The sequence below is a fragment of the Pseudomonas iridis genome (assembly GCF_017980685.1).
Lineage (GTDB): Bacteria > Pseudomonadota > Gammaproteobacteria > Pseudomonadales > Pseudomonadaceae > Aquipseudomonas > Aquipseudomonas iridis.
Genome location: NZ_JACXXO010000001.1, coordinates 895607 through 922572, shown reverse-complemented (window position 1 = coordinate 922572; position 26966 = coordinate 895607). Strand labels below are relative to the sequence as shown.

The 26966-nt window shown below is 59.6% G+C and carries 20 protein-coding genes and 1 tRNA gene; 17 read left to right on the top strand and 4 right to left on the bottom strand.

Annotated elements, in window-relative coordinates; genetic code table 11:
- Positions 1-29: 29 nt before the first annotated feature.
- The 8 genes from rimP to IEQ42_RS04245 all read left to right on the top strand — a co-directional run bounded on the left by rimP (position 30) and on the right by IEQ42_RS04245 (position 9000).
- Positions 30-488 carry a ribosome maturation factor RimP gene (gene rimP, locus IEQ42_RS04280; protein ID WP_042557593.1) on the top strand — a complete coding sequence of 153 codons (459 nt, stop codon included), beginning with the start codon at positions 30-32 and terminating at the stop codon, positions 486-488.
- 47 nt (positions 489-535) lie between these two features.
- On the top strand, positions 536-2017 hold the full coding sequence (nusA, locus tag IEQ42_RS04275; RefSeq protein ID WP_042557594.1) for a transcription termination factor NusA: 1482 nt from the start codon (positions 536-538) through the stop codon (positions 2015-2017).
- Positions 2018-2044: 27 nt separating this feature from the next.
- The gene (gene infB, locus IEQ42_RS04270) at positions 2045-4576 is read left to right on the top strand and encodes a translation initiation factor IF-2 (RefSeq protein WP_042557595.1); all 2532 of its coding nucleotides are present in this window, start codon (positions 2045-2047) and stop codon (positions 4574-4576) included.
- Positions 4577-4735: 159 nt separating this feature from the next.
- Positions 4736-5137 carry a 30S ribosome-binding factor RbfA gene (rbfA, locus tag IEQ42_RS04265; RefSeq protein WP_042557596.1) on the top strand — a complete coding sequence of 134 codons (402 nt, stop codon included), beginning with the start codon at positions 4736-4738 and terminating at the stop codon, positions 5135-5137.
- 4 nt (positions 5138-5141) lie between these two features.
- On the top strand, positions 5142-6059 hold the full coding sequence (gene truB / locus IEQ42_RS04260; protein WP_042557597.1) for a tRNA pseudouridine(55) synthase TruB: 918 nt from the start codon (positions 5142-5144) through the stop codon (positions 6057-6059).
- A gap of 142 nt (positions 6060-6201) precedes the next feature.
- Positions 6202-6471 carry a 30S ribosomal protein S15 gene (gene rpsO / locus IEQ42_RS04255; RefSeq protein ID WP_003177875.1) on the top strand — a complete coding sequence of 90 codons (270 nt, stop codon included), beginning with the start codon at positions 6202-6204 and terminating at the stop codon, positions 6469-6471.
- Between the two features lie 193 nt (positions 6472-6664).
- Positions 6665-8770, top strand: a complete 2106-nt coding sequence (pnp, locus tag IEQ42_RS04250; RefSeq protein WP_042557598.1) for a polyribonucleotide nucleotidyltransferase — start codon at positions 6665-6667, stop codon at positions 8768-8770.
- A 157-nt stretch (positions 8771-8927) separates the two neighbouring features.
- A tRNA-Thr gene (locus IEQ42_RS04245) sits at positions 8928-9000 on the top strand.
- Positions 9001-9009: 9 nt separating this feature from the next.
- Here IEQ42_RS04245 and IEQ42_RS04240 read toward each other — a convergent pair.
- Positions 9010-9504 (bottom strand): hypothetical protein, encoded by a 495-nt coding sequence (locus IEQ42_RS04240; protein WP_210702652.1) that lies wholly within the window; start codon positions 9502-9504, stop codon positions 9010-9012.
- Between the two features lie 274 nt (positions 9505-9778).
- Between IEQ42_RS04240 and IEQ42_RS04235 the strand changes: the two genes are divergently transcribed.
- Positions 9779-10078, top strand: coding sequence for a DUF6388 family protein (locus tag IEQ42_RS04235; RefSeq protein ID WP_042561953.1), 300 nt, complete (start codon positions 9779-9781; stop codon positions 10076-10078).
- 89 nt (positions 10079-10167) lie between these two features.
- On the opposite strand, the gene nadC is transcribed toward IEQ42_RS04235, so the two are convergent.
- Positions 10168-11016, bottom strand: a complete 849-nt coding sequence (nadC, locus tag IEQ42_RS04230) for a carboxylating nicotinate-nucleotide diphosphorylase (RefSeq protein WP_042557600.1) — start codon at positions 11014-11016, stop codon at positions 10168-10170.
- 393 nt (positions 11017-11409) lie between these two features.
- On the opposite strand from nadC, the gene IEQ42_RS04225 reads away from it, so the two are divergent.
- The 4 genes from IEQ42_RS04225 to IEQ42_RS04210 all read left to right on the top strand — a co-directional run bounded on the left by IEQ42_RS04225 (position 11410) and on the right by IEQ42_RS04210 (position 17309).
- Complete coding sequence (locus IEQ42_RS04225; protein ID WP_210702651.1) at positions 11410-13596, top strand: DUF1631 domain-containing protein; 2187 nt, start codon at positions 11410-11412, stop codon at positions 13594-13596.
- Between the two features lie 64 nt (positions 13597-13660).
- Entirely contained in the window at positions 13661-14221 is a 561-nt protein-coding gene (gene ampD / locus IEQ42_RS04220) for a 1,6-anhydro-N-acetylmuramyl-L-alanine amidase AmpD (protein WP_042557602.1), read from the top strand.
- A complete protein-coding gene (gene ampE / locus IEQ42_RS04215; RefSeq protein ID WP_210702650.1) occupies positions 14218-15057 on the top strand; it encodes a regulatory signaling modulator protein AmpE in 840 nt (279 codons plus the stop codon). Before ampD ends, ampE begins: the two co-directional genes overlap by 4 nt.
- A 221-nt stretch (positions 15058-15278) precedes the next feature.
- Positions 15279-17309: a methyl-accepting chemotaxis protein gene (locus IEQ42_RS04210; protein WP_210702649.1), complete on the top strand. Its 2031-nt coding sequence runs from the start codon at positions 15279-15281 to the stop codon at positions 17307-17309.
- A gap of 120 nt (positions 17310-17429) precedes the next feature.
- Here the strand turns inward: IEQ42_RS04210 and IEQ42_RS04205 are convergent, their stop codons facing one another.
- Together IEQ42_RS04205 and cra are read right to left on the bottom strand one after the other, a co-directional pair.
- Positions 17430-18206: a TatD family hydrolase gene (locus IEQ42_RS04205; protein WP_210702648.1), complete on the bottom strand. Its 777-nt coding sequence runs from the start codon at positions 18204-18206 to the stop codon at positions 17430-17432.
- 3 nt (positions 18207-18209) lie between these two features.
- Entirely contained in the window at positions 18210-19205 is a 996-nt protein-coding gene (cra, locus tag IEQ42_RS04200) for a catabolite repressor/activator (protein WP_150604081.1), read from the bottom strand.
- 307 nt (positions 19206-19512) lie between these two features.
- Between cra and ptsP the strand changes: the two genes are divergently transcribed.
- The 4 genes from ptsP to IEQ42_RS04180 all read left to right on the top strand — a co-directional run bounded on the left by ptsP (position 19513) and on the right by IEQ42_RS04180 (position 26773).
- On the top strand, positions 19513-22374 hold the full coding sequence (gene ptsP / locus IEQ42_RS04195; RefSeq protein WP_210702647.1) for a phosphoenolpyruvate--protein phosphotransferase: 2862 nt from the start codon (positions 19513-19515) through the stop codon (positions 22372-22374).
- Positions 22374-23315, top strand: coding sequence for a 1-phosphofructokinase (gene pfkB, locus IEQ42_RS04190; RefSeq protein WP_210702646.1), 942 nt, complete (start codon positions 22374-22376; stop codon positions 23313-23315). Before ptsP ends, pfkB begins: the two co-directional genes overlap by 1 nt.
- An 11-nt stretch (positions 23316-23326) precedes the next feature.
- Complete coding sequence (locus IEQ42_RS04185) at positions 23327-25060, top strand: PTS fructose-like transporter subunit IIB (protein ID WP_210702645.1); 1734 nt, start codon at positions 23327-23329, stop codon at positions 25058-25060.
- Positions 25061-25231: 171 nt separating this feature from the next.
- Positions 25232-26773, top strand: a complete 1542-nt coding sequence (locus IEQ42_RS04180) for an alkaline phosphatase D family protein (protein ID WP_210702644.1) — start codon at positions 25232-25234, stop codon at positions 26771-26773.
- Positions 26774-26966 lie beyond the last annotated feature (193 nt).

The following is a 26966-nucleotide window of genomic DNA, read 5'->3' as shown; positions in this document are numbered from 1 at the left end:
CATGCACATACATGCACTAGGGGGTTCAGGTGTCGAGCAAGCTAGAAGAGTTGCAGGCCTTGCTGGCCCCGGTGGTCGTGGCCCTAGGCTATGAATGCTGGGGTATTGAGTTTTCGGCTCAAGGTCGTCACTCGATGTTGCGCGTTTATATCGATAAAGAGGGCGGTGTGCTGGTGGACGATTGCGCCATTGTCAGCCGTCAGATCAGCGGTGTCCTGGATGTTGAAGATCCAATCACCGTTGAATACACCCTCGAAGTTTCCTCGCCTGGCATGGAGCGCCCACTGTTCACTATCGAGCAGTTCGCCCAGTTTGTCGGTGCACAAGTGAAGATCAAGCTGCGTTCGCCTTTTGAAGGTCGACGCAACTTTCAGGGCCTTCTGCGCGGTGTAGAAGAACAGGATGTCGTGGTGCAGGTAGATGACCATGAATTTCTGTTGCCGATCGATATGATCGACAAGGCCAACATTATTCCCAGTTTTGACTGAGACGCGGATCCCGCGGATCCAATGGCTTGCGAAAGGCGAGGCGTACGATGAGCAAAGAAGTACTGCTGGTTGTTGAGTCGGTATCCAATGAAAAGGGCGTACCGGCAAGCGTAATTTTTGAAGCGCTGGAGCTGGCTCTGGCCACTGCTACCAAAAAGCGTTTTGAAGACGAAGTTGACCTGCGTGTGGAAATTAACCGCCACACCGGGGCATACGAAACTTTCCGTCGCTGGACGGTCGTCGAAGAGAATGATCTTGACGATCCGGCTATCGAAACCTGGCCGAGCAAGGTTGCCGAAACGCATCCTGGTGCCAACGTTGGCGACGTCGTTGAAGAAAAAATCGACTCCATCGAGTTCGGCCGCATTGCTGCACAGACTGCCAAGCAAGTCATTGTGCAGAAAGTGCGTGAAGCTGAGCGCGCTCAAGTGGTCGACGCCTATCGCGAGCGCCTTGGAGAAATCATCTCCGGCACCGTGAAGAAAGTGACCCGCGACAACGTGATCGTCGATCTGGGCAACAACGCCGAGGCGTTGCTGGCTCGTGAAGACATCATTTCTCGCGAAACCTTCCGTGTAGGCGTGCGTCTGCGTGCGCTGCTCAAGGAAATCCGCACCGAGAATCGCGGCCCGCAGCTGATCCTGTCGCGTACCGCGCCGGAAATGCTGATCGAGCTGTTCCGCATCGAAGTGCCGGAAATTGCTGAAGGTCTGATCGAAGTAATGGCTGCGTCCCGTGACCCGGGTTCGCGTGCCAAGATCGCCGTCCGCTCCAAGGACAAACGCATCGACCCGCAAGGCGCTTGCATCGGTATGCGCGGTTCGCGCGTCCAGGCAGTGTCGGGTGAGTTGGGCGGTGAGCGTGTTGATATCGTCCTGTGGGACGACAACCCGGCTCAGTTCGTGATCAACGCCATGTCCCCGGCCGAGGTTGCGGCAATTATCGTTGACGAAGATGCCCATGCAATGGACATCGCCGTTGGCGCAGACAATCTGGCTCAGGCCATCGGTCGTGGTGGTCAGAACGTGCGTCTGGCAAGCCAGTTGACTGGCTGGACCCTGAACGTGATGACCGAATCGGACATCCAGGCTAAGCAGCAAGCAGAAACCGGCGACATCCTGCGCAACTTCATTGACGAGCTGGAAGTCGACGAAGACCTGGCGCAGGTGCTGGTAGATGAAGGCTTCACCAGCCTGGAAGAGATTGCCTACGTACCGTTGGAAGAAATGCTCAACATCGACGGCTTTGACGAAGATACCGTCAACGAGCTTCGCGCTCGTGCCAAGGATCGTTTGTTGACCAAAGCCATCGCTACTGAGGAAAAGCTGGCAGACGCCCATCCGGCCGAAGACCTGCTCTCGCTTGAGGGTATGGACAAGGATTTGGCGATGGAACTGGCGGTGCGCGGCGTAATTACCCGCGAAGACCTGGCCGAGCAGTCTATTGACGACCTGCTCGACATCGACGGCATTGACGATGATCGTGCCGGCAAGTTGATCATGGCCGCCCGAGCCCATTGGTTCGAGTAATTAGGCGCGGCCTGAGGAGAGAAGTGCATGACGCAAGTCACGGTGAAACAACTGGCCGATGAGGTCAAAACACCGGTAGAGCGCCTGTTGCAGCAGATGCGTGAGGCAGGTCTGCCGCACACCGCCGCCGAAGAAAATGTGACTGACAGTGAGAAGCAATCTTTGCTGACTCACTTGAAAAGCAGCCACAAGGCGAAAGTGGAAGAACCACGCAAGATCACGCTGCAGCGTAAAACCACCAGCACCCTGCGTGTGGCTGGTAGCAAGAGCATCAGCGTTGAAGTTCGCAAAAAGAAAGTTTTCGTACAGCGCAGCCCGGAAGAAATCGAAGCCGAGCGCAAGCGTGAACTGGATGAGCGTCGCGCAGTAGAAAATGCTGCCCGCCAGAAGACTGAGCAAGAAGCCAAGCAGCGCGCCGAAGAAGAAGCACGCCGCAATCCTGGCTCTGCGCAAACCGCGACTAGCGCCGCCGTTGCAGCTCCTGCTGCAGTTGCTGAGCCGGTACGTGAAAGCGCGCCGGTGGTTGCCGCCGCTCCAGCGCCGTCTGCTGACGTTCGTAACAAGCAGAACGAACAGCGCCGTCCGGACAAACCACGTGCCGACGACAACAATCGTCGCAGTGGCGGTGGTGATGGCGAGCGCAAAAACGCTCCGCATCGCGCATCGGTCAAAGAGAAAGCGCCAGCGCCACGTGTTGCGCCACGTACTACCGACGAAGAAAGCGATGGCTTCCGTCGTGGTGGTCGCGGCAAGGCCAAGCTGAAGAAGCGCAACGCTCACGGTTTCCAGAGCCCAACCGGCCCTGTCGTGCGTGATGTGCAGATCGGCGAGACCATCACTGTTGGCGATCTCGCCAATCAGATGTCGGTCAAGGCCGCTGAAATCATCAAGTTCATGTTCAAACTGGGCACTCCAGCGACCATCAACCAGGTGCTTGATCAGGAAACTGCTCAACTGGTAGCCGAAGAACTGGGCCACAAAGTGACCCTGGTCAGCGACACCGCCCTGGAAGATTCCCTGGCCGAGTCCCTGAAGTTTGAAGGTGAGTCGTTCTCCCGTGCGCCAGTTGTGACCGTAATGGGCCACGTTGACCACGGTAAGACGTCGCTGCTCGACTACATCCGTCGTGCCAAGGTAGCTGCTGGCGAAGCCGGCGGTATCACCCAGCACATCGGTGCGTACCACGTTGAAACCGAACGCGGCATGGTTACCTTCCTCGACACCCCTGGTCACGCCGCGTTTACCGCAATGCGTGCCCGTGGTGCCAAGGCGACCGACATCGTGATCCTGGTAGTTGCAGCGGACGACGGCGTGATGCCGCAGACCATTGAAGCTGTTCAGCACGCGGTAGCCGCTGGCGTTCCACTGGTTGTTGCAGTGAACAAGATCGACAAGCCGGGCGCTGATCTCGATCGCATCCGTAGTGAACTGTCGGTTCACGGCGTGACGTCGGAAGAGTGGGGCGGTGAAACGCCGTTCGTATCGGTTTCGGCGAAACTCGGTACTGGCGTGGACGACCTGCTTGAAGCCGTTCTGCTGCAAGCTGAAGTGCTCGAGCTGAAAGCGACTCCGTCGGCTCCAGGCCGTGGTGTTGTGGTTGAATCGCGTCTCGACAAAGGTCGTGGCCCGGTTGCAACCGTTCTGGTGCAAGACGGTACCCTGCGCCAAGGCGACATGGTTCTGGTCGGTTCGAACTATGGCCGCGTGCGTGCCATGCTCGACGAGAACGGCAAGCCAATCAAGGAAGCCGGTCCTTCCATCCCTGTCGAGATTCTCGGCCTGGACGGTACCCCGGACGCTGGCGACGAGATGAGTGTGGTTGCCGACGAGAAGAAAGCCCGTGAAGTGGCTCTGTTCCGTCAAGGCAAGTTCCGCGAAGTCAAACTGGCTCGCGCTCACGCCGGCAAGCTGGAAAACATCTTCGAAAACATGGGTCAGGCAGAGAAGAAGACGCTCAATATCGTCCTCAAATCTGACGTCCGTGGTTCGTTGGAAGCTCTGCAAGGCGCTCTGAATGGCCTGGGCAACGACGAAGTGCAAGTGCGCGTAGTCGGCGGCGGTGTCGGTGGTATCACCGAGTCCGATGCCAACCTGGCACTGGCTTCGAGCGCTGTACTGTTCGGCTTCAACGTGCGTGCCGATGCTGGCGCACGGAAGATCGTCGAGCAGGAAGGTCTGGATATGCGTTACTACAACGTGATCTACGACATCATCGAAGACGTCAAGAAAGCCCTGACCGGTATGCTCGGCAGCGATGTTCGCGAGAACATTCTGGGTGTCGCCGAAGTGCGTGACGTGTTCCGTTCGCCGAAGTTTGGCGCGATCGCAGGCTGCATGGTGATCGAAGGTGTTGTGCACCGTAACCGTCCGATCCGTGTACTGCGTGAAGACATCGTTATCTTCGAAGGCGAGCTGGAATCCCTGCGCCGCTTCAAGGATGACGCTTCCGAAGTACGTGCCGGCATGGAATGCGGTATCGGCGTGAAGAGCTACAACGACGTCAAAGTCGGCGACAAGATCGAAGTCTTCGAGAAGGTTCAGGTTGCTCGCAGCCTCTAACTCGCGCACTTCAAGGGCCGCGTCGGGCCGTCGCATGAAAATGCGCGGCACGGCGTCAGGACTCTAAACGCAACGCCCGGTCTGGCTTTTGTCAGGCCGGGCGTTTGCCGCTTTCAGACCTTGCGGGTTTCACCGTGGGGCAGTAACAGGTAACAAATCATGGCAAAAGAATACAGCCGTACCCAACGTATCGGCGATCAGATGCAGCGTGAGCTGGCCCAGCTGATCCGTCGTGAAGTCAAAGATCCGCGCGTCGGCCTGGTGACTATTACCGCAGTGGAAGTCAGCCGTGACGTCGGTCACGCCAAGATTTTCATCACCGTGATGGGGCAGGACAACGCAGAAGACATCGCGCAAAGCATCAAGGTACTGAATGCCGCCGCAGGTTTCCTGCGTATGCAACTGGCCCGCGAAATGAAGCTGCGCAGCGTGCCGCAATTGCACTTCCACTACGACGAATCCGTTGTCCGTGGTGCGCACCTGTCGGCGCTGATCGAGCGCGCTGTTGCTGAAGACAATCAGCACGTTGTCGTTCCAGCACCTGAAGACACCAAGGAGTAACTCGGTGGCTCAGGTCAAACGTATCCGTCGTAACGTCAGCGGCATCATCCTGCTCGACAAGCCGCTGGGGTTCACCTCAAACGCCGCGCTGCAGAAGGTTCGCTGGCTGCTCAACGCCGAGAAAGCCGGGCATACTGGTAGTCTCGACCCACTGGCCACCGGTGTACTGCCGCTGTGCTTCGGTGAGGCCACCAAGTTCTCGCAGTACCTGCTCGATTCCGACAAGGGTTATGAAACCCTGGCGCAGTTGGGCAAGACCACCACCACGGCGGATGCCGAAGGTGAGGTTTTGCAGGAGCGCCCGGTGACCGTTGGTCGCGCCGATGTCGAGGCTGCGTTGCCGAATTTTCGCGGCCAAATCAGTCAGATACCGCCGATGTACTCAGCGCTCAAGCGTGATGGCCAGCCGCTGTACAAGCTGGCACGTGCAGGCGAAGTAGTGGAGCGTGAACCGCGTTCTGTTACTATTGCGCGCTTGGAATTACTGGCCTTCGAAGGCGATACTGCGCGGCTTGCGGTGGATTGCAGCAAGGGCACCTATATCCGCACCCTGGTGGAGGATATTGGTGAGCAACTCGGTTGTGGTGCGTACGTCGCAGAATTGCGTCGTACCCAGGCCGGGCCTTTCACTCTGGCGCAGACCGTTACCCTCGAAGAGCTTGAAGCGGTACATGCCGAAGGCGGCAACGAAGCGGTCGACCGCTTCCTGATGCCATCGGACAGCGGCTTGCTGGATTGGCCGCTGCTGCACTTCTCGGAAGCGAGCGCGTTCTACTGGCTCAACGGCCAGCCGGTACGTGCCCCGGATGCTCCGAAGTTCGGCATGGTGCGGGTACAGGATCACAATGGTCGCTTCATCGGCATCGGTGAAGTGAGCGAAGACGGGCGCATCGCGCCACGTCGTTTGATTCGGTCAGAATGACCGAAACCAGCCTGTGTAACAGCAGGCTGGCGAGTGTGGCTGTTAACAGGCACGGTCACGACTCATTTATAGATACAGGGATTTGTCCCTGGCCTGTTGAAGCTGTTTCTCTGAAACAGTTTCCTGATAAAAGGATTGCCTCATGGCTCTCGACGTTCAAGAAAAAGCTCAAATCGTTGCTGACTACCAGCAAGCTGTTGGTGACACTGGTTCGCCAGAAGTGCAAGTTGCACTGCTGACCCACAACATCAACAAGCTGCAGGGTCACTTCAAGGCCAACGGTAAAGATCACCACTCCCGTCGTGGTCTGATCCGCATGGTAAACCAGCGTCGCAAGCTGCTGGACTACCTGAAAGGCAAGGATCTGGGTCGTTATCAGACTCTTATCGGTCGCCTGGGTCTGCGTCGCTAATAAGCGATTGCGCTCTGAGGTTGGTTGTTTGTCAGACGTCCGCGGTTTTCCGCGGGCTTCCGGCAGGCTCCCAGCCTCAAGTTTTATCTGGATACACGTTTTACCCTGGACAGGCGTCGGGCCGATTCCCGGCATTGCCCAAGAATTTCGCAAGAAACCAGTTCCCCAAGAGCCACAAAGAAGGTAGGACACCGTGAACCCGGTAATCAAAAAATTCCAGTTCGGTCAGTCGACCGTTACCCTCGAGACAGGCCGTATTGCCCGTCAAGCCTCCGGCGCAGTGCTGGTTACTGTTGATGACGACGTGACCGTACTGGTGACCGTTGTTGGCGCCAAGCACGCAGACCCAAGCAAAGGCTTCTTCCCTCTTTCCGTTCACTACCAGGAAAAGACTTACGCTGCCGGTAAGATCCCTGGCGGTTTCTTCAAGCGCGAAGGCCGTCCTTCCGAGAAAGAAACCCTGACTTCCCGACTGATCGACCGTCCGATCCGTCCGCTGTTCCCAGAAGGTTTCATGAACGAAGTGCAGGTTGTCTGCACCGTCGTTTCCACCAGCAAAAAGACCGATCCGGACGTCGCTGCGATGATCGGTACTTCGGCTGCCCTGGCCATCTCGGGCATCCCGTTCGACGGTCCGATCGGCGCCGCTCGCGTTGCTTTCCACGAAAGCACCGGCTACCTGCTGAACCCGACTTACGAGCAGCAGAAAGCATCGAGCCTGGACATGGTCGTTGCCGGTACCTCGGAAGCCGTGTTGATGGTTGAATCGGAAGCCAAAGAGCTGACCGAAGACCAGATGCTGGGCGCTGTACTGTTTGCTCACGACGAGTTTCAGGTTGTGATCAACGCTGTTAAAGAACTGGCTGCTGAAGCTGCCAAGCCTACCTGGGCCTGGGCTCCACAAGCCGAAGCGACTGAACTGCTGGGCGCTATCCGCTCCGAGTTCGGCACTGCGATCTCCGACGCCTACACCATCACAGTCAAGGCCGACCGTTATGCTCGCCTGGGCGAGTTGAAGGATCAGGTTGTGGCCAAGCTGTCCGGTGAAGAAGGCCAGCCTTCGTCCAGCGACGTCAAAGCTGCTTTCGGCGAAATCGAATACCGCACCGTTCGCGAAAACATCGTAAACGGCAAGCCACGTATCGACGGTCGCGACACCAAAACCGTACGTCCGCTGAACATCGAAGTCGGCGTTCTGCCGAAGACTCACGGTTCGGCTTTGTTCACCCGTGGTGAAACCCAGGCTCTGGTAGTCGCGACTCTGGGTACTGCCCGTGACGCACAACTGCTGGACACCCTGGAAGGCGAGAAAAAAGACCCGTTCATGCTGCACTACAACTTCCCTCCGTTCTCGGTGGGCGAGTGTGGTCGCATGGGTGGTGCTGGTCGTCGCGAAATCGGTCACGGCCGTCTGGCCCGTCGTTCGATTGCCGCCATGCTGCCTGCCGCTGACGTGTTCCCGTACACCATCCGTGTTGTCTCGGAAATCACCGAATCGAACGGTTCGAGCTCGATGGCTTCCGTGTGCGGCGCTTCCCTGGCTCTGATGGACGCCGGTGTGCCGATGAAGGCGCCGGTTGCCGGTATCGCCATGGGTCTGGTTAAAGAAGGCGAGAAGTTCGCCATCCTGACCGACATCCTCGGTGACGAAGACCACCTGGGCGACATGGACTTCAAAGTAGCGGGTACCGCCAAAGGTGTGACCGCGCTGCAGATGGACATCAAGATCAAGGGCATCACCGAAGAGATCATGGAAATCGCTCTGGGCCAAGCCCTGGAAGCGCGCCTGAACATCCTCGGCCAGATGAACCAGATCATTGGTCAGTCGCGTAACGAGCTGTCGGAAAATGCTCCGACCATGATCGCGATGAAAATCGACACCGACAAGATCCGTGATGTTATCGGTAAAGGTGGCGCGACCATCCGTGCGATCTGCGAAGAAACCAAGGCTTCGATCGACATCGAAGACGACGGTTCGATCAAGATCTTCGGCGAAACCAAGGAAGCTGCTGAAGCTGCACGTCAGCGCGTTCTGGGCATCACCGCTGAAGCCGAGATCGGCAAGATCTACGTCGGCAAGGTTGAGCGCATCGTCGACTTCGGCGCATTCGTCAACATCCTGCCGGGCAAGGACGGTCTGGTTCACATCTCGATGCTGAGCGACGCTCGCGTTGAGAAAGTGACCGACATCCTGAAAGAAGGCCAGGAAGTGGAAGTACTGGTACTGGACGTGGACAACCGCGGCCGTATCAAGCTGTCCATCAAAGACGTGGCAGCGGCCAAGGCTTCGGGCGTTTAATCACCCCAAAGCTTTAGCGCAATAAAAATGCCCCGCCGTGAAAACGGCGGGGCATTTTTTTGTCTGTGGAAAACCATAAAAAATCGCAGCTTGCGGTGAGCCGTGCAGGCGCTGCGAACTTTGCGTTTGTGAAAACCGGTGCTAGTTTTATCCCACCGCCCGTGTAGCTCAGCCGGTAGAGCAGCGCACTCGTAACGCGAAGGTCGCAGGTTCGATTCCTGTCTCGGGCACGATCCCCTTTATTTCACCTTGCGGCTCAGATCCTCGACGGTACGTTTGAGCTGGTCCATTGCTCGGTCCTGATCGTTGATCTTCTGCTTCAGGTTTGAAATTTCACTGCTGCTCGAATTGGAGCTTGAGCCACTGTTGCGCTTGAGCTCTTCAACCTGGCGGCCGAGAGTATCCAATTCACGATCCTGTTCTTTGACCTTGTTCTTCAACTCGTCGATTTCCTTGCCGCTGGAGCTGGAGCTGGAGCCGCTGCTGCGCTTGAGCTCTTCGATCTGGCGCGATTGGTCGCTGACGGTGTCACGCATCTTTTTCAGTTCATCGATGCTGATGTCACTTCGGATGACGACATCTTTGCCGTAATCGTTGTGAATCAGAGGAACCTTGTCGCCATAGGACGGGCTGCTGTTGCTCAACTCAACAGCCATTGCGCTTGCCGGCAACGCCAGAGCGGCGATCAGAGCAGTCGTGGACACAATAGAAGAAATTTTCAAAAAGCTGCGCATCACTGGTTTTCCTTGTGAACAGCGGATGAGTGCCGAAGTGGCACATCGCTACGACTTGGAATCGGCATTTATGTTCCGCAGGTCAGCTTTTTTTGAGAGAGATGTAAAGAGCCGTGTAATTCCTCATGCAAACGTCCTATATTCGGTGCCTGCATGAGCATCGCCCTGCAGTTTTCAGATGATCCCGAATGGTTCCGAAGGCCGGACAATCCGCGTCAGAGAGATCCTTGATGATCCAGATCCATCTTCCATTCCTATGATCAGCGAGAACGACATGACCGAATTAACTCAAGAGCAACGCCACGAACAAGCGCTGGAAAAGTACATTCTGGACGTGCCCGATCTGAAGGAGGAGATCAAGGACTTGAGTGCCGATGATCAGAAAGATCAGATCCAGTGGGCGTTCGAAGACGAAGCTGAATCCCAGGGCTTGCAGCCGTGGGAGCTGACGCTCAAGTACACAAGCACGCCGGAGGAGTTCGAGGCCCAGCGCCTTGTTCTGCACAAGGAGGCGGCTGAAGTGCTCGGCGTCGAGTGGGAAGAGTACTGCGAGATGAACAATCTCGTCGTTTGACGAGAACTACTAGCTCCAAGCCGCAAGCGACAAGTCAAAGCGGTACAGCTTTGGCTTGCAGCTTGCAGCTCTGGACTTGCCGCTGCTGTTTAAAGGCTGAGACGCATCGACAGGTCCACCGCCTTCACATCCTTGGTCATCGCGCCAATCGAGATGTAATCCACCCCGGTTTCGGCGATCGGCAGCAGCGTGTTTTCGTTGATGCCGCCGCTGGCCTCCAGTTTTGCCTTGCCGCCGTTCAGGCGCACGGCTTCGCGCATGTCGTCCAGGCTCAATTCGTCGAGCATGATGATGTCGGCACCGGCCTCCAGCGCCTCCTTCAGCTCTTGCAGACTTTCCACTTCGATTTCCACAGGTTTGCCCGGGGCAATCTTGTGCGCGGCGGCAATGGCTTGCGCGATGCCACCGCTGGCAGCGATGTGGTTTTCCTTGATCAGAAACGCGTCGTACAGGCCGATGCGGTGGTTGTGGCAGCCGCCACAGGTCACGGCGTATTTCTGCGCCAGACGCAGGCCTGGCAGGGTTTTGCGGGTGTCGAGCAGCTTGACCTGAGTCTCGCCCACGAAGTCTGCCAAATACTGCGCGCGAGTCGCCACACCGGAAAGCAATTGCAGGAAGTTCAAGGCGCTGCGTTCACCGGTCAATAGCGAACGGGCCGGGCCCTCCAGATGAAACAGTGGCTGATTGGGTTTGACCCGCTCGCCATCGATTACCTGCCAATGCACCGCCACCCGTGGATCGAGCTGGCGAAACACCGCGTCGACCCATGCCGTGCCGCAGATAACGGCGTCGTCGCGAGTGATGATGGTGGCTTTGGCCAGACGTTCGGCCGGGATCAGTTGCGCGGTGATGTCGCCGCTGCCGATGTCTTCGAGCAACGCACGGCGCACGTTGGCTTCGATTTCGGCGGTCAAATCGGCGAGACGTAGATTCGGCATAACGGGCTCCACAAACAAAGTGATTCGATTATAGGGGCATGGCGCGAGCCAACCCAAGGCAAGAACTTGCGTGCCTGGCCGCAGCTGGTCGATTTCTTTGAGCAAACCCCAGTGGGGCGTGGTCAGTTGAGGGTGGCTGGACGGGCATAGGGGAAACCCTGACGCCTATGGCGCTGGCGACATCTTTTGCAAGATAATCCGCCTTGTATTTGACGTCATAGGGTTGACGTCTTTTTTTGCTGAAGGGTTGAACCCTGTTGGAGCGAGCTTGCTCGCGAATGTCGGGTGTTATTCACCCGCGATGTCACCGACAGATCGCCTTCGCGAGCAAGCTCGCTCCCACAGGGGCGGTGTCCTGACTCACCGAAAGAATCACCGTTTCAGGAGGCTTGGATGCACAACGACGGGAAAGTGGTGCCTTTGTACAAGGCGTCTGCCGATCAGGCGAATCACTCGCCGCTCGCCCGCCTGCCTGTGATTCTGCTTCAGGTTCGCGACAAGGCTGCCCAGCAACTGCGCCATGGGTTGCAGGAGCTGTTCGATGATGCCGACGACACCCTGTTCGAAATGGCTGACCGGGCACGCAACGACGTCGAGCAGAACATCTTTTTTGAAGCGATGCGCGACTTGCGCCTCAAACGCAAAAACATCGAGCGCGGCTTTCTCGAGCAGTTCTTCGAAGCCTTTGTCGGTCTCACTCAATACCAACCCGCGTACAACACGCTGGCGCACCCGTTGCTGTTCGAAGACTGCGCGCCGCGCACCGACGACATGGAACGCACCGTCGCCGTGGAGACCATGGTCGGCCGCGTGCTCAAGCGTGATGGCTTCGCCTTGGGGCAACTGACCGCGCGCCTCAACGCATTGCTGGATAATTCCTTTGCCGATCAACACAACCCCCTCGGCCCGGCGCTGCTCTGTGAGTTCTTTTTGCAGGCCGGCCGTAATCTGGGCGTTGAGATCAAGGTCAAACTGATCCTGCTCAAGCTGTTCGAGCGCTATGTACTGGCCGACACCGAACAGTTATATGCCGAAGCCAATCAGCTGCTCAGCGCCACCGGCGTGTTGCCTGAGTTGAAACCGGCCCCGGCGCGACGCGCGATTGATCGTGCGGCGGCCAGTATCAGTCGCGAAGAAAGCGCCGAGCCTGTAGCGGCGGACGAGAGTGTCCAGGAAGTTTTCGCTGCGTTGCAGGCGTTGCTGCTGAACGTGCGCGGCAGTGTTGCGCCGAGCCTCGAATCAGGCGCCTGCGCCCAGCCGATCAGCACGCGCGACCTGCTGCGCCTGCTCTCGCATTTGCAGCAATATGTGCCGGCGCTGGCGGCGCAGGACGATTTCGACCTGCGTAACCAGCTCGAACAACTGCTGACGCGGGTCAGCGTCAGAACGGGCAAGTCGCGGATCGTCGGAGGCGCTGATGAGGATGTGATCAACCTGATCGCCATGGTCTTCGACTGCATCCTCGAAGACCGCAATCTGCCGGACTCGCTCAAGGCCTTGATCGCACGATTGCAGATTCCGATGCTCAAGGTCGCGGTACTCGACAAGAGTTTCTTCAGTCGCAGCAGCCACCCGGCGCGGCGTCTGCTCAATGAAATTGCCGATGCGGCCATGGGCTGGGGGGATTGCGACAGCGATGCGCGCGACAGTCTGTATCTGCGCATCGAACAAGTGGTGCAGCGCCTGCTGACCGATTTTGTCGATGATCCGGCGATATTCTCCGAACTGTTGGCGGATTTCCTCGCTTTCACCAGTGATCAGCGTCGGCGCAGCGAACTCCTCGAACAACGTCTGCGCGATGCGGAAGAGGGGCGGGCGAAAACCGAGCTGGCGCGGCGACGCGTCGAGCATGCGTTGAATCTGGCACTGTTGGGCAAAGTCTTGCCGCCGTCGGTGGTGACCTTCGTGCAGGATGCCTGGAGCAAGGTGTTGCTGCTGACCTGCCTCAAACATGGCGACCAGTCCGCCGAATGGCAAGCTGATGCGCAGACCATGGAGCAACTCATCTGGAGCGTTCAGCGTCACGACGATGCTGAGGCTGGCATGCGTCTGCTGGCGCTGGTGCCGGGTTTGCTCAAGTCGCTGCGCGATGGCCTGACCCGCTGCGCATTCGATCCGTTTGCCACCAGCGAATTTTTCTCTGAGCTGGAAACGCTGCATGTGCGCGTGCTCGAGCGTACCGGTGGATCTGCTCAGGCCGAAGCGCCGGCGATGATCGAGGTGTCGCGGCAGATCGTCTTGCCAATGGCGCAAGAGGGTGAAACGGCGCTAGCCTCGGCGCGTCTGTCCCATCACGACGTTGGCCTGCAGCAGGTGGCTCAATTGCACCTGGGCAGTTGGGTTGCGTTTCAGGAGGACGAGGAAAACACCCTGCGCTGCAAGCTCGCGGCAATCATAGAAGCGACGGGCAAGTACGTGTTTGTCGACCGTACCGGCATGAAAGTGCTGGAGCGCAGTCGCATCGGCCTGGCTCTTGAGTTCCAGCGTGGTGCGGTGCGCGCGCTGGACGACACCTTGTTGTTTGATCGGGCGCTGGAGTCGGTGTTGGGCAATCTGCGGCGACTCAATCGCGCCAAGTGATCGCGCGCCGGGGGCCGATCACGGCATACTGGGCGCCAACACAGTCGGCGTTGAAGGAATCGGTATGCAGTTGGATCCCGCTAGCGGGTGGTGTCACGGGGTGCAGACTTGCCCATCGCCCAACTTCAATGAGCGCCCTGCGGGCGAAATCTCCCTGTTGGTTATCCACAACATCAGCCTGCCGCCGGCGCAGTTCGCCACCGGCAAGGTGCAGGAATTTTTCCAGAATCGTCTGGATGTCACCGAACATCCCTACTTTGCAGGGATTGCCGACTTACGGGTCTCGGCGCATTTTCTGATTGAACGTGACGGCAAGGTCACCCAGTTTGTCTCCTGTCTTGAGCGGGCGTGGCATGCAGGCGTGTCGATTTTTGAAGGGCGCGAAACCTGTAACGATTTTTCCGTGGGCATTGAGCTCGAAGGCACTGATGATCTGCCGTTCACCGATGCGCAGTATCAGGCGTTGACGGCGCTGACCCGTCAGTTGCAGACAGCATTTCCGGCTATCACCGGCGCCCGCATTTGCGGGCACAGCGACATTGCACCCGGGCGCAAGACCGATCCTGGCCCGGCATTCGACTGGGCGCGTTACCGCGCGGCCCTGGCACAAGAGGAAGGACAATGAGTTTTCTGGTGTTACTGCTGGCGCTCTGGATCGAGAAATTCTCGGCCCTGCGCCATCGGGTTCAACGCGATGGCGGATGGATTCGCGAACTGAACAAACTCGAAACCAGCGAGCGACTGGCCAAACAGCCATGGCTGGTACTGACGATTCTGGTGCTGCTGCCGGTGGCGTTGCTGGCCCTGTTGCTGGTGGTGCTGGAGCCGGTGGCGTACGGCTTGCTGGCCCTGCCGGTGCATTTGCTGGTGGTGATTTATAGCCTGGGGCGCGGCGACCTGCTCGGCGGTCTCGGGCCGTTTCGCGATGCCTGGCGGCGTGAGGATCTGCAAGCCGCGGCGCATGTGGCCAAGCGCGATCTGAACATTTGTGCCGACAACGGCGAGCAATTGCTCGATCGGGTGCAGGAGCATTTGTTGTGGCAGGCCTATCAAAGCTTCTTCGCCGTGATTTTCTGGTATTTCCTGCTCGGTCCGGTGGCGGCATTGGCCTATCGCTTGTTGGCGCTGGCCCAGGAGCACGGGCAGAACCCGGCGCTGGTCGAACGTGCCGCGCAACTGCGCCATGCCTTTGACTGGGTGCCGGTGCGTCTGTTGGCGGCAAGTTTTGCCTTGGTCGGCAACTTCGTTGCGGTCAGTCGGGTGATGCTGCATGAATTGCTGAACTGGAACATCAGCGCTGCGCAACTGATCAACAAGGTCGGGTTGGCCGCGGGAGAGATCCCGCCGCCGACGGTCGGCCCGGAAGGCGTCAACACCCTCGATTGCCTGTGGGAATTGCTGCTGCGGGCGGCGGTGTTGTGGTATGCCGGGTTTGCCTTGTGGACAGTATTGATTCACTGATTCCTGTCTGAAGATCAAAAGATCGCAGCCTGCGGCAGCTCCTACTTTTGGGTCTGTGTTTCCTGGAAGAGCTGCCGCAGGCTGCGATCTTTTTTGTCGTTAACCTTAAGTTACAAAACCTCCCTTCGATTTGAGCTATACAGAGATGGCGCGCGATAGTGGCTATCTGCTGTACCCGCGCGCCTGCCAATAAAAACAAGAAAAACCAAGGGAGACTTCCAGTGAAGAGCTTGCTCTATCCCGCCGTCTCGCTGATGAATCGTCTGAGCTTCGGTATGAAGTTCAGCCTGATCAGCGTGCTGTTTCTGGTGCCGATGCTGGTGACCAATTTCTATCTGGTGCGCGATTCCTATCGTGAATTCCAGGGCACCCGGGTCGAGCTGCAAAGCCTTGATTTGCTCGGCAGCAGCCTGAGCCTGCGCCGCGATCTGGAAACCCTGAACAATCTGGTGCAGATCAACGTCACCCTCGGCCAGTCCGGCAAGGCGGGCAATGTCGAATCGCAGATCACCACTCTCGAACAAGCCGTACTGGCACGTCTGGAAGGCTTGGCGGCAATGACCGACGATCCCGAACAGATCAAGGTGTTCGACGGCAAGCGCGATGAAATGATTGCTGCGTTCAAGGCCCAGCAAGCGGAAAAATCCCTGCAAAGCAAAAGTGCGTTGATCGGCAAATTGTTGGCCAGTGCGCAGATTTTCAGCCAGATCATCACCAGTCAGGCCGGTCTGAGCCGCGACAACCAGGGCGACATCCGTCAACTCAGCGAACTCGTCACCCTGATCACACCCACTGTGACGCAAACCCTCGGTGAAGGCCGGGCCATGGGCTCGTATTCACTGGGGCAGGGTTTCCTCAACAGTTCGTCGAGCACCCGTTTTGACGAGTTGCTGGTGCAGATCGAAAAGCTCCAGGCCGAATACGCCTTGAAACTGCAGGACGCCCTCGGCTCGAGCAAAGCCGCGCACGAAACGCTCAGCGCTTCGGCTGACATTAGTAAGACTTCGCTGAAGCAGGCGAGCGAACTGTTCGAAGAACAAGTGGTGATGGCCGACACGCTCGATGCACCGTGGCAGGCGTTTTACGACCAGACTACTGCGCTCATCGACAAGACCTACCAGCTCAACGAAGCCACCCTGAAATTCCTCGACACGCAATTACAGCAGCGCCTGACGCAAAACCGCACGCACATGGTCTTGCAGGCTGTGGCGTTGTCGGTGGTGTTCGTGCTGATTTTCTATCTGTATGGCGGCTTCTACGCGTCGACCCGCACCACACTCAAACGCCTCGGCGCGATGATGGACAAGGTCGCGGCTGGCGACATGACAGTCAACTTCAAGGCCAGCAGCCGCGATGAATTAGGCGAGTTGGGCGAAGTGTTCAACGGCACGGTAAAGAAGATTCACGACTTGATTGAACGGGTCGGGCAAACCGTTGGCGAAGTCGAACGCCAGGCCGGGCAAGTGGAAAGTGTGTCGGCGCAAAGCAATCTGGCCGTTGCCGGGCAACGCTCGCAGATCGAACAAGTGGCCACGGCGATGAACCAGATGTCGGCGACATCCCTTGAGGTGGCGCGCAGCGCCGCAGCGGCGGTGAGCAGCGCCCACAGTGTGAATGACGAAACCATCAGCGGTCGTGGTCTGGTCGAGTCGCAGCAGGGCAGCATCGCTGCGTTGGCCAGCGAGATCGATCAGTCAGTGCTGGTGATCAATCAACTGGCCAGTGACAGCCAGGCGATCAGCCGCGTTCTGGAAGTGATCAAGAGTATTGCCGAGCAGACCAACCTGCTGGCGCTCAACGCGGCGATTGAAGCGGCGCGTGCGGGTGAGCAGGGACGCGGTTTTGCGGTGGTGGCGGACGAAGTGCGCACGCTGGCCAAACGCACCCAGCAATCGACCGAAGAAATTGAACAGATGATCGCCAAGCTGCACGGCGGCGTGGGTGCGGCGGTCAAGGCGATGGGTGTCAGCCATCAAATGGCCAGCGGCACGGTCGGGCAGTCGGAAAAGGTTCAGCAGGCGCTGGAAAACATCCTTGGCGCCGTCGGAATGATCGTCGATCAGAACCAGCAAATCGCCGCTGCGGTGGAGCAGCAGACGGCGGTGGCCCATGACATTGACCAGAACATTGTCGAGATCAACCGCGCAGGTGAGCGCACGGCGCAAGGTGCGCACCAGACTGAAGACGCCAGCCGCGCACTGTCCGCCCAGGTCGTGGAGCTCAAACAGCTGATCAGCGCTTTTCGCGTTTGAGACGCTCAAATACCTGTGGGAGCGAGCCTGCTCGCGAATGCAATCTGTCGGCGGGATTGGCGTCGTCTGACACACCGATTTCGCGAGCAGGTTCGCTCCCACAGGGGAAAGTGTTTCCAGCTACCAGCCGAACACGGCGCAGCTATTGGCAGTGCTGGCCGCAGCAAGTTGTTGAGGGGAGATATTCATCAGATCGGCGAGCGCTGTGCAAATCGCCGGCAAGTGCGCCGGGCTGTTGCGCACTCCCGGGAACATTGCAGGCGCCATGTCCGGTGAATCGGTTTCCAGCACAATCGAATCCAGTGGCAAATCCGCCAGTACCCGATGCATGCGCAACGCCTGTGGCCAGGTCGGGGCGCCACCGAGGCCGAGTTTGAAACCGAGTTTGATGTATTCCCGTGCTTCCTCACGGCTGCCGGCGAACGCGTGGATGATCCCGGCCCGCTTCAAACGAAAACGCTTGAGCGTGGCAATCACTGCCGCGTGACTGCGCCGCACATGGATCAGCGCCGGCAAATCGAAATCCGCCGCCAGTTGCAGTTGCGCGTCGAACAGCGCCTGCTGCCGCTCGCGGTCCAGCGTTTCGATGAAGTAATCCAGACCAATCTCGCCGACTGCACACAACTGCCGATGGCCGCGCAATCGCGTCAGCCAATCGCCGAGGGTCGGTAAATCCTCGGGACGATGCTGATCGAGATAAACCGGATGTAAACCGAACGCCGCGTACAGATCCGAATCGCTCTGCACCAGGTCCCACACCCGCTGCCAGTTCCCTTCATAGACGCCCAGCACCACCATCCGCCGCACCCCAAGGGCGCGGCTTTCGGCCAGCAGCGCCGAGCGATCTGCGTCGAAGTCGGGGAAGTCCAGGTGAGTGTGGCTGTCGATCAGCTCCACGGATCAATCCCGGTGAATACGCTGCTTGAAGGTCCGCGCAATCGCTTGCACGCCAGGCTGGTATTGCGACTGCTCGACAGCGGCCAATGCCAGTTCCAGCGCCTTGTCGGCGATCAGTTGATGCTGCTGGGCCATGGCGTTGACCGGCAGCGGCAGGAAGTCGAGCAGTTGCGTGTCACCAAACGTGCCGAGGCGCAGCGGCCGCGATTTCAGCGGGAAGTCATGCAGCGCATCGAACACTCCCTGCAACAACACGTAGGACGTGGTTACCAGCGCATCCGGCAAATGCCCCAGACGTTGCAGGAGTTCTTCCATCAATTGCTTGCCGCAGTCACGACTGAAGGACTCGGCGTGCTCGACCAGCACTTCGCCTTTGAAATCGACGAGAGCCTGTCTGAAACCGGCGGCACGTTCCTGGCTGATGCTCAGTTCCGGGCGCGCGCCGAGCAGCACGATCTGTTTAAGCTGCGGATCGAGCAGGCTCTGGGTCAGGTGCAGACTGGCCTCGCGGTCGTCGCTGATCACCGAACAGAAATGCTCCGGCTCCATGACCCGGTCGATGGCGATGATCGGCAGCCCCTTGGCCTGCAACTGAAGATAGCTGTCATCACCGGGTGGCAGACAACTGGCGACGATCAGCGCATCACAACGGCGCGCCTTGAACAGTTGCAGCAGTTTGCGCTCGCTGTCCGGCGCATCGTCGGAACTGGCGATCAGCAACTGATAGCCGCGGGCCCGCGCACCTTGCTCCAGCAGCTTGGCGATCCGCGCGTAGCTGGGGTTTTCCAGATCCGGCAGGATAAAACCCAACGTGCGGGTATGGCGGCTGCGCAGTCCCGCCGCTTGTGGGTTGGGCGTAAAGCCGTGCAGATCGACCACCGCGCGCACCCGCTCGACGGTCGCGGTGCTGATGCGTTGCTGTTCGGCCTTGCCGTTGATGACGTAGCTCGCGGTGGTCACGGACACTCCGGCCAACCGCGCGATATCACTGAGTTTCAACTCGGGATTTCCTTGTTATTTCGAGCATGCCGCGAGATTTTCGCCAATCCTACCCGATAAGGGCAGACAACTTATTGTCTACGCGCATCCGACAAGTTGGACTTCAAGGATGAGACATTATCGAGTAACGTGCCGATCAATCTAGATTAAACGTTTCAGCAAGCGTATTTTCTACGTTTTAGACGCCTTTGGCCGGTTCTGCCGTAAAACCGCCAAAATTGCCCCTGAAAAGGATGGCCGACAGCGCCTAAGCTGCAAACAATTCAAAACAATACCTGGCGCCGTAAAACGCCAAAAAGGAGATCGCATGCTCGAGCTCACTATAGAGCAGATATCCATGGGCCAATCGGCTGTGGATAAACCCGCTGCTCTGCAATTGCTGGCCAGTCATCTGGTGGCCGATGGTCTGGTCGCTGACGGATACCTCGCAGGATTGCAGGCGCGTGAGGCCCAGGGCTCGACCTTTCTCGGTCAAGGTATTGCCATTCCCCACGGCACTCCTGAAACCCGCGAGCTGGTGTTTACCACCGGCGTGCGCCTGATGCAGTTCCCTGAGGGTGTCGATTGGGGCGATGGCCAGATCGTTTATCTGGCCATCGGCATTGCCGCCAAATCCGACGAACACTTGCGCCTGCTGCAACTGCTCACCCGTGCACTCGGCGAGACCGATCTGGGCCAGGCCCTGCGTCGCGCCAGTTCGCCTGAAGCGCTGCTGAAACTGCTGCAAGGCGCACCGCAGGAACTGGCGCTCGACGCGCAGATGATCGGCCTCGGCGTTTCCGCTGACGATTTTGAAGAACTGGTCTGGCGTGGCGCGCGGCTGCTGCGCCAGGCCGATTGCGTGAGCAACGGTTTCGCCGCGGTATTGCAGCAAGTCGAAGCGCTGCCATTGGGCGATGGCCTGTGGTGGCTGCACAGCGAGCAAACCGTGAAGCGTCCGGGCCTGGCGTTTGTCACCCCGGATAAACCGATGCGTTACCTCGGTCAGCCACTGAGCGGTCTGTTTTGTCTGGCCAGTCTCGGCGAGGCGCATCAGGCCCTGTTGGAACGCCTGTGTGCGTTGCTCATCGAAGGCCGCGGCCATGAATTGGGTCGGGCCACCAGCAGCCGTAAAGTCCTTGAAGTGCTCGGCGGTGAGTTGCCGGCCGACTGGCCGAGCGCCCGTATTGCGCTGGCCAATGCCCACGGTTTGCACGCGCGGCCGGCGAAGATCCTCGCGCAACTGGCGAAGAGTTTTGACGGCGAGATTCGCGTGCGCATCGTCGACGGTGAGGACAGCGCCGTGTCGGTGAAAAGCCTCAGCAAATTGCTCAGCCTCGGCGCCCGTCGCGGTCAGGTGCTGGAACTGATCGCCGAACCGAGCATCGCCGCCGATGCCTTGCCTGCGCTGCTCGCCGCCATCGAGGAAGGCCTCGGTGAAGAAGTCGAGCCGCTGCCCGCCGTGAGCCAGCAGCGCGAAGTCTTCGCCGACATCGCCGAAGTGCTGATCGCCCCGGCGTCCGGTACTCAGTTGCACGCGATCCCCGCCGCACCGGGTATCGCCATCGGCCCGGCGCATATTCAAGTGCAACAAACCATCGAGTACCCGTTGCGTGGCGAATCCGCCGCCGTCGAGCGCGAGCGTCTCAAGCAAGCGCTCAGCGACGTGCGCAACGACATTCAAGGTTTGATCGAACGCAGCAAAGCCAAAGCGATCCGCGAGATTTTCATCACCCACCAGGAAATGCTCGACGACCCGGAACTCACCGATGAAGTCGACACGCGCCTCAAACAGGGTGAAAGCGCCGAAGCGGCGTGGATGGCGGTGATCGAAGCGGCCGCCAAACAACAGGAATCGCTGCAGGACGCCTTGCTCGCCGAACGTGCGGCGGATTTGCGCGACATCGGTCGTCGCGTGCTGGCGCAGCTGTGCGGCGTGCAGACGCCAAGCGAGCCTGAGCAGCCGTACATTCTGGTGATGGACGAGGTTGGCCCCTCCGACGTCGCGCGGCTTGATCCGGCGCGCGTGGCAGGGATTCTCACCGCGCGCGGCGGCGCGACCGCACACAGCGCAATCGTCGCCCGTGCCCTCGGCATTCCGGCGCTGGTCGGCGCTGGCGCGGCAGTGCTGTTGCTGGCGCCGGGCACGCGGTTGCTGCTCGACGGGCAACGCGGTCGTCTGCATGTCGACGCCGATGCGGCAACGTTGCAACGCGCCGTCGAAGAACGCGACACCCGCGAGCAACGCCTTAAAGCCGCCGCCGAACAGCGCCATCAACCGGCGCACACCACCGATGGTCACGCCGTGGAAGTGTTCGCCAACATCGGCGAAAGCGCTGGCGTGATCAGCGCGGTGGAGCAGGGCGCGGAAGGCATTGGTTTGCTGCGCACCGAACTGATTTTCATGGCGCACCCGCAAGCGCCGGACGAAGCCACGCAGGAAGTCGAATATCGCCGCGTCCTCGATGGCCTCGCCGGGCGGCCGCTGGTGGTGCGCACGCTGGATGTTGGCGGCGACAAGCCGCTGCCGTATTGGCCGATCGCCAAGGAAGAAAACCCGTTCCTCGGTGTTCGCGGGATTCGCCTGACGTTGCAGCGTCCGCAGATCATGGAAGCGCAATTGCGCGCCTTGTTGCGGGCCGCGGATAACCGGCCGCTGCGGATCATGTTCCCGATGGTGGGCAGCGTCGACGAATGGCGTCAGGCCCGCGACATGACCGAGCGCTTGCGCCTGGAAATCCCGGTGGCTGATCTGCAACTGGGGATCATGATCGAAGTGCCATCCGCCGCATTGCTCGCACCGGTATTGGCCAAAGAAGTCGACTTCTTCAGTGTCGGCACCAACGACCTGACGCAATACACCCTGGCCATCGACCGCGGTCACCCGACGCTGTCGGCACAGGCGGACGGCTTGCACCCGGCGGTGCTGCAACTGATCGACATCACCGTGCGTGCGGCGCATGCCCATGGCAAATGGGTGGGCGTGTGCGGCGAATTGGCGGCAGATCCGCTGGCGGTGCCGGTGCTGGTCGGCCTCGGTGTGGATGAACTGAGTGTGTCCGGGCGCAGCATTGCCGAGGTCAAGGCACGCATCCGCGAACTCAGCCTGACCCAGGCGCAAACCGTTGCTCAACAAGCCCTCAGCGTGGGCAGCGCCAACGAAGTGCGCGCATTAGTGGAGGCCCTGTAATGGCCAGGATTCTTACCCTGACCCTCAACCCGGCGCTGGACCTCACGGTCGAGCTGTCGGTGCTGACGGCCGGTCAGGTCAACCGCAGCGACGAAATGCACACCCATGCTGCCGGCAAAGGCGTGAACGTTGCCCAAGTGCTGGCCGACCTTGGCCATCAACTGACCGTCAGCGGCTTTCTGGGTGAAGACAACCTGCAAGCATTCGAAACGCTGTTCGCCAAACGCGGTTTTGTTGACGCATTCATCCGCGTACCGGGCGAGACGCGCAGCAACATTAAAATCGCTGAGCGCGACGGGCGCATCACCGACATCAACGGCCCGGGGCCGATGGTTGATGCTGCGGCGCAACAGGCGTTGTTCGATCGTCTGGTGCAGATTGCACCGGGGCACGATGCGGTGGTGGTCGCTGGCAGTCTGCCGCGTGGTGTGACTGCGCAGTGGTTGCGTGAACTGATCGAACGGCTGAATCAACTCGGTCTGAGAGTCGCCCTCGACACCAGCGGCGAAGCGTTGCGCGCTGCGTTGCAGGCCAGGCCGTGGCTGATCAAGCCGAACACCGAAGAGCTGGCCGATGCACTCGGTTGCGAAGTGGTTTCCCGCGCGGCCGAGGTCCAGGCGGCGGCGCATCTGCATGCTCAGGGCATCGACCATGTGGTGATCTCCCACGGCGCCGACGGGGTGAACTGGTTCAGCGTCGGCTCGGCGCTGCATGCCTCGCCGCCCAAGGTCAGCGTCGCCAGCACGGTCGGTGCCGGTGACTCGCTGCTGGCCGGCATGCTTCATGGTTTGCTAAGTGCCGACACGCCTGAGCAAACCCTGCGTACGGCCACGGCGATTGCTGCGCTCGCGGTCACGCAGATCGGTTTCGGCATTAACGACGCCGCGCAACTGGCGCAGCTCGAACAGGGCGTGCGCGTGCGCCCCCTGACAGAACAATAAGAGGGTTTGTCATGAAGTTAGCCATTGTTACGGCCTGCCCGAACGGCATGGTCACCAGTGTGCTGTGCGCCCGTTTGCTCGATGCAGCGGCCCAGCGTCAGGGCTGGAGCACCAGCGTCGAAGTGGTCGACGCTGCGCACCCCGAACGTGAATTGTCGGCAGCCACCATCGCGGCGGCGGAGTGGGTGTTGCTGGTCGCCACCGGCAACGTCGACATGACACGTTTTGTCGGCAAGCGGGTCTTCCAGATTGCACCTGCGCAAGCCCTGCAGGATGTCGAAGCGGTACTGCGACGTGGCGCCGAAGAGGCGCAAATCCATGTGGCTGCCGAAGCTGTTCCAGCGGCTGTTGCGGCCCGTGCACCGCGCATCGTCGCCATCACCGCGTGCCCGACTGGCGTTGCCCACACCTTCATGGCGGCCGAAGCGTTGCAGCAAACGGCCAAGCGTCTGGGCTATGACTTGCAGGTCGAAACCCAAGGCTCGGTCGGCGCGAAAACACCGTTGAGCGCGACGGCAATTGCCGAGGCTGATGTGGTGCTGCTGGCGGCGGATATCGAAGTCGCCACCGAGCGTTTCGCCGGCAAGAAAATCTACCGCTGCGGCACCGGAGTTGCCCTCAAAAAATCGGAAGAAACGCTGAAAAAAGCGCTGGCGGAAGGCGTGCAGGAAAGCGCCGCGAGCGACGGCAAAGTCTCGGCAAGACAAGAGAAAACCGGGGTCTACAAACATCTGCTGACCGGTGTGTCGTTCATGCTGCCGATGGTGGTGGCGGGCGGTTTGATGATCGCGTTGTCATTCGTGTTCGGCATCACCGCGTTCAAGGAAGAAGGCACGCTGGCGGCAGCGCTGATGCAGATCGGCGGCGAAACCGCGTTCAAGTTGATGGTGCCGCTGCTGGCCGGGTACATCGCCTATTCGATTGCCGACCGTCCGGGCCTGGCGCCGGGGATGATCGGCGGTTTGCTGGCGAGCACCCTGGGCGCCGGGTTTATCGGCGGGATCGTCGCCGGATTCATTGCCGGTTACGCGGCGAAGGCGATCAGTCGTTATGTCGCGTTGCCGCAAAGCCTTGAAGCACTGAAACCGATTCTGATCATCCCGTTGTTCGCCAGCCTGTTCACCGGGCTGGTGATGATTTACGTGGTCGGCAAACCGGTGGCGGACATGCTGGCGGCGCTCACGCATTTCCTCGACAGCATGGGCACCACCAACGCGATTCTGCTCGGTGTATTGCTCGGCGGCATGATGTGCGTCGACCTCGGCGGGCCGATCAACAAAGCGGCTTACGCGTTCTCGGTGGGGCTGTTGGCGTCGCAGAGTTATGCCCCGATGGCCGCGACCATGGCGGCGGGGATGGTGCCGCCGATTGGTCTGGGTATTGCGACGTTTATTGCTCGACGCAAATTCGCTCAGACTGAACGCGAGGCCGGTAAAGCGGCGTTCGTGCTGGGGCTGTGCTTTATCTCCGAAGGGGCTATTCCGTTTGCCGCGAAAGACCCGCTGCGGGTGATTCCGGCGAGCATTGCCGGCGGTGCATTGACCGGCGCGCTGTCGATGTACTTCGGCTGCAAGCTGATGGCGCCGCACGGTGGGTTGTTTGTGTTGGCGATTCCGAATGCGATCAACCACGCGTTGCTGTATCTGCTGGCGATTGTCGCGGGGAGTCTGTTGACTGCCGTTGTGTATGCGACGGTCAAACGCCCGGAAGCGGTGGAGTTGGCAATGGAACCCGCCAAGGCCTGACACCGCACTAAAACTGTGGGAGCGAGCCTGCTCGCGAATGCAATCTGCCAGCGACATGTATGTTGACTGGCACACCGCTTTCGCGAGCAGGCTCGCTCCCACAATGGTTAGTGGTGTCATGGCGAGTTCATATAGGCGTGCTTAAGTTTTCCTTTTTCCAGGGAGAACAGCATGAGCGATTTCAACCTCGGTCGCCGCCGGGTCATGCAAGCTGTTGGCGCCGGACTGCTGATGCCGGGGCTGGCACCGGCGGTGATCGCATCGGTCAAGGATCGGCCACAACTCACCGATGGCGTACAGTCCGGCGACCTGCAAGGCGACCGCGCGATGATCTGGAGCCGCAGCGACCGCCCGGCCCGGATGGTGGTCGAGTGGGACACCCGCAGCCAGTTTCGCAATCCACGGCGTATCGTTTCGGCGCTGGCGGATGCCCGCAGCGACTTCACCGCCCGCGTCGAACTCACCGGGTTACCCGCCGATCAGGCGATTTTCTATCGCGTGTATTTCAAGGACGCCCGCAGCGGCGTCGCCAGCGAGCCGTGGCTCGGCCACTTGCGCAGCGCCCCCTCGGCGCGGCGTGATATTCGTTTCGTCTGGAGCGGCGACACCGTCGGCCAGGGCTTCGGCATCAATCCGGACATCGGCGGCATGCGCATCTACGAAGCCATGCGTCTGCGTTTGCCGGACTTCTTTATCCACAGCGGCGACACCATCTACGCCGACGGCCCGGTACCGGCGCAACTGACCACTGAAAACGGCCGGGTGTGGCGCAACATCACCACCGAAGCCAAGAGCAAAGTCGCCCAGACCCTCGACGACTATCGCGGCAACTATCGCTACAACCTGATGGACGAAAACATCCGCCGCTTCAATGCCGAAGTGCCGCAGATCTGGCAGTGGGATGACCATGAAGTGGTCAACAACTGGTCGCCCGGCAAGCAGCTCGACGAGCGCTATCAGGAAAAAGACATCCACACCCTGGTCGGCCGAGCGCGCAAGGCCTGGCTGGAATACTCGCCGATGCGTTTGCAGGCGGCTGACGCGGGCGGGCGAATTTATCGCAAGCTCAAGTACGGGCCGATGCTGGATGTTTTCGTACTCGACATGCGCAGTTACCGAGAGGCCAACGACGACAACCTCGGCGCAGCAAAACCGTTCCTGGGGCGTGAGCAACTGGATTGGCTCAAGCGCGGGTTGAAGGCCTCGAAAGCGCAGTGGAAGGTCATCGCGGCAGACATGCCGATTGGCCTGGGCGTGCCTGACGGCGAGGTGAGTCCGGGTGTTGCGCGCTGGGAGGCGGTGGCCAACGGCGACCCGGGACCGGCGCAGGGACGTGAACTGGAGATTGCCGAATTGCTCGGTTTTCTGCGGGCGCAGCAGGTGCGCAATTTCGTCTTCCTCACGGCAGATGTGCACTACTGCGCGGCGCATCACTATCACCCGGATCGCGCGGCGTTTCAGGATTTTGAGCCGTTCTGGGAGTTTGTTGCGGGGCCGTTGAATGCCGGAAGTTTCGGGCCTAATCCGCTGGATAAGACCTTTGGGCCGGAAGTGGTGTTCGAGAAGGCACCGACGGCGCAGAACATGTCACCGTTTGCCGGGTTTCAGTTTTTTGGCGAGGTGAATATTGAGGGGCAAAGCGGGGAGATGAGTGTGGTGTTGCGGGATTTGAATGGGGTCAGTGTGTTCGAACAGAAACTGCAGCCGGTTTGAAGATCAAAAGCCACCCTCACCCCAGCCCTCTCCCGGAGGGAGAGGGGGCCGAGCGAGATGTCTTGCGCGATACATCGACCTGAAAGACCGAGTTGATTATGGATTCGGCACAACGCCCTCATATCGACTTTGGATTCAGTAAGGGGCGTTCAAGTCGGCGTATTGCTCGAGCATCCCCCAATCAGTCCCCTCT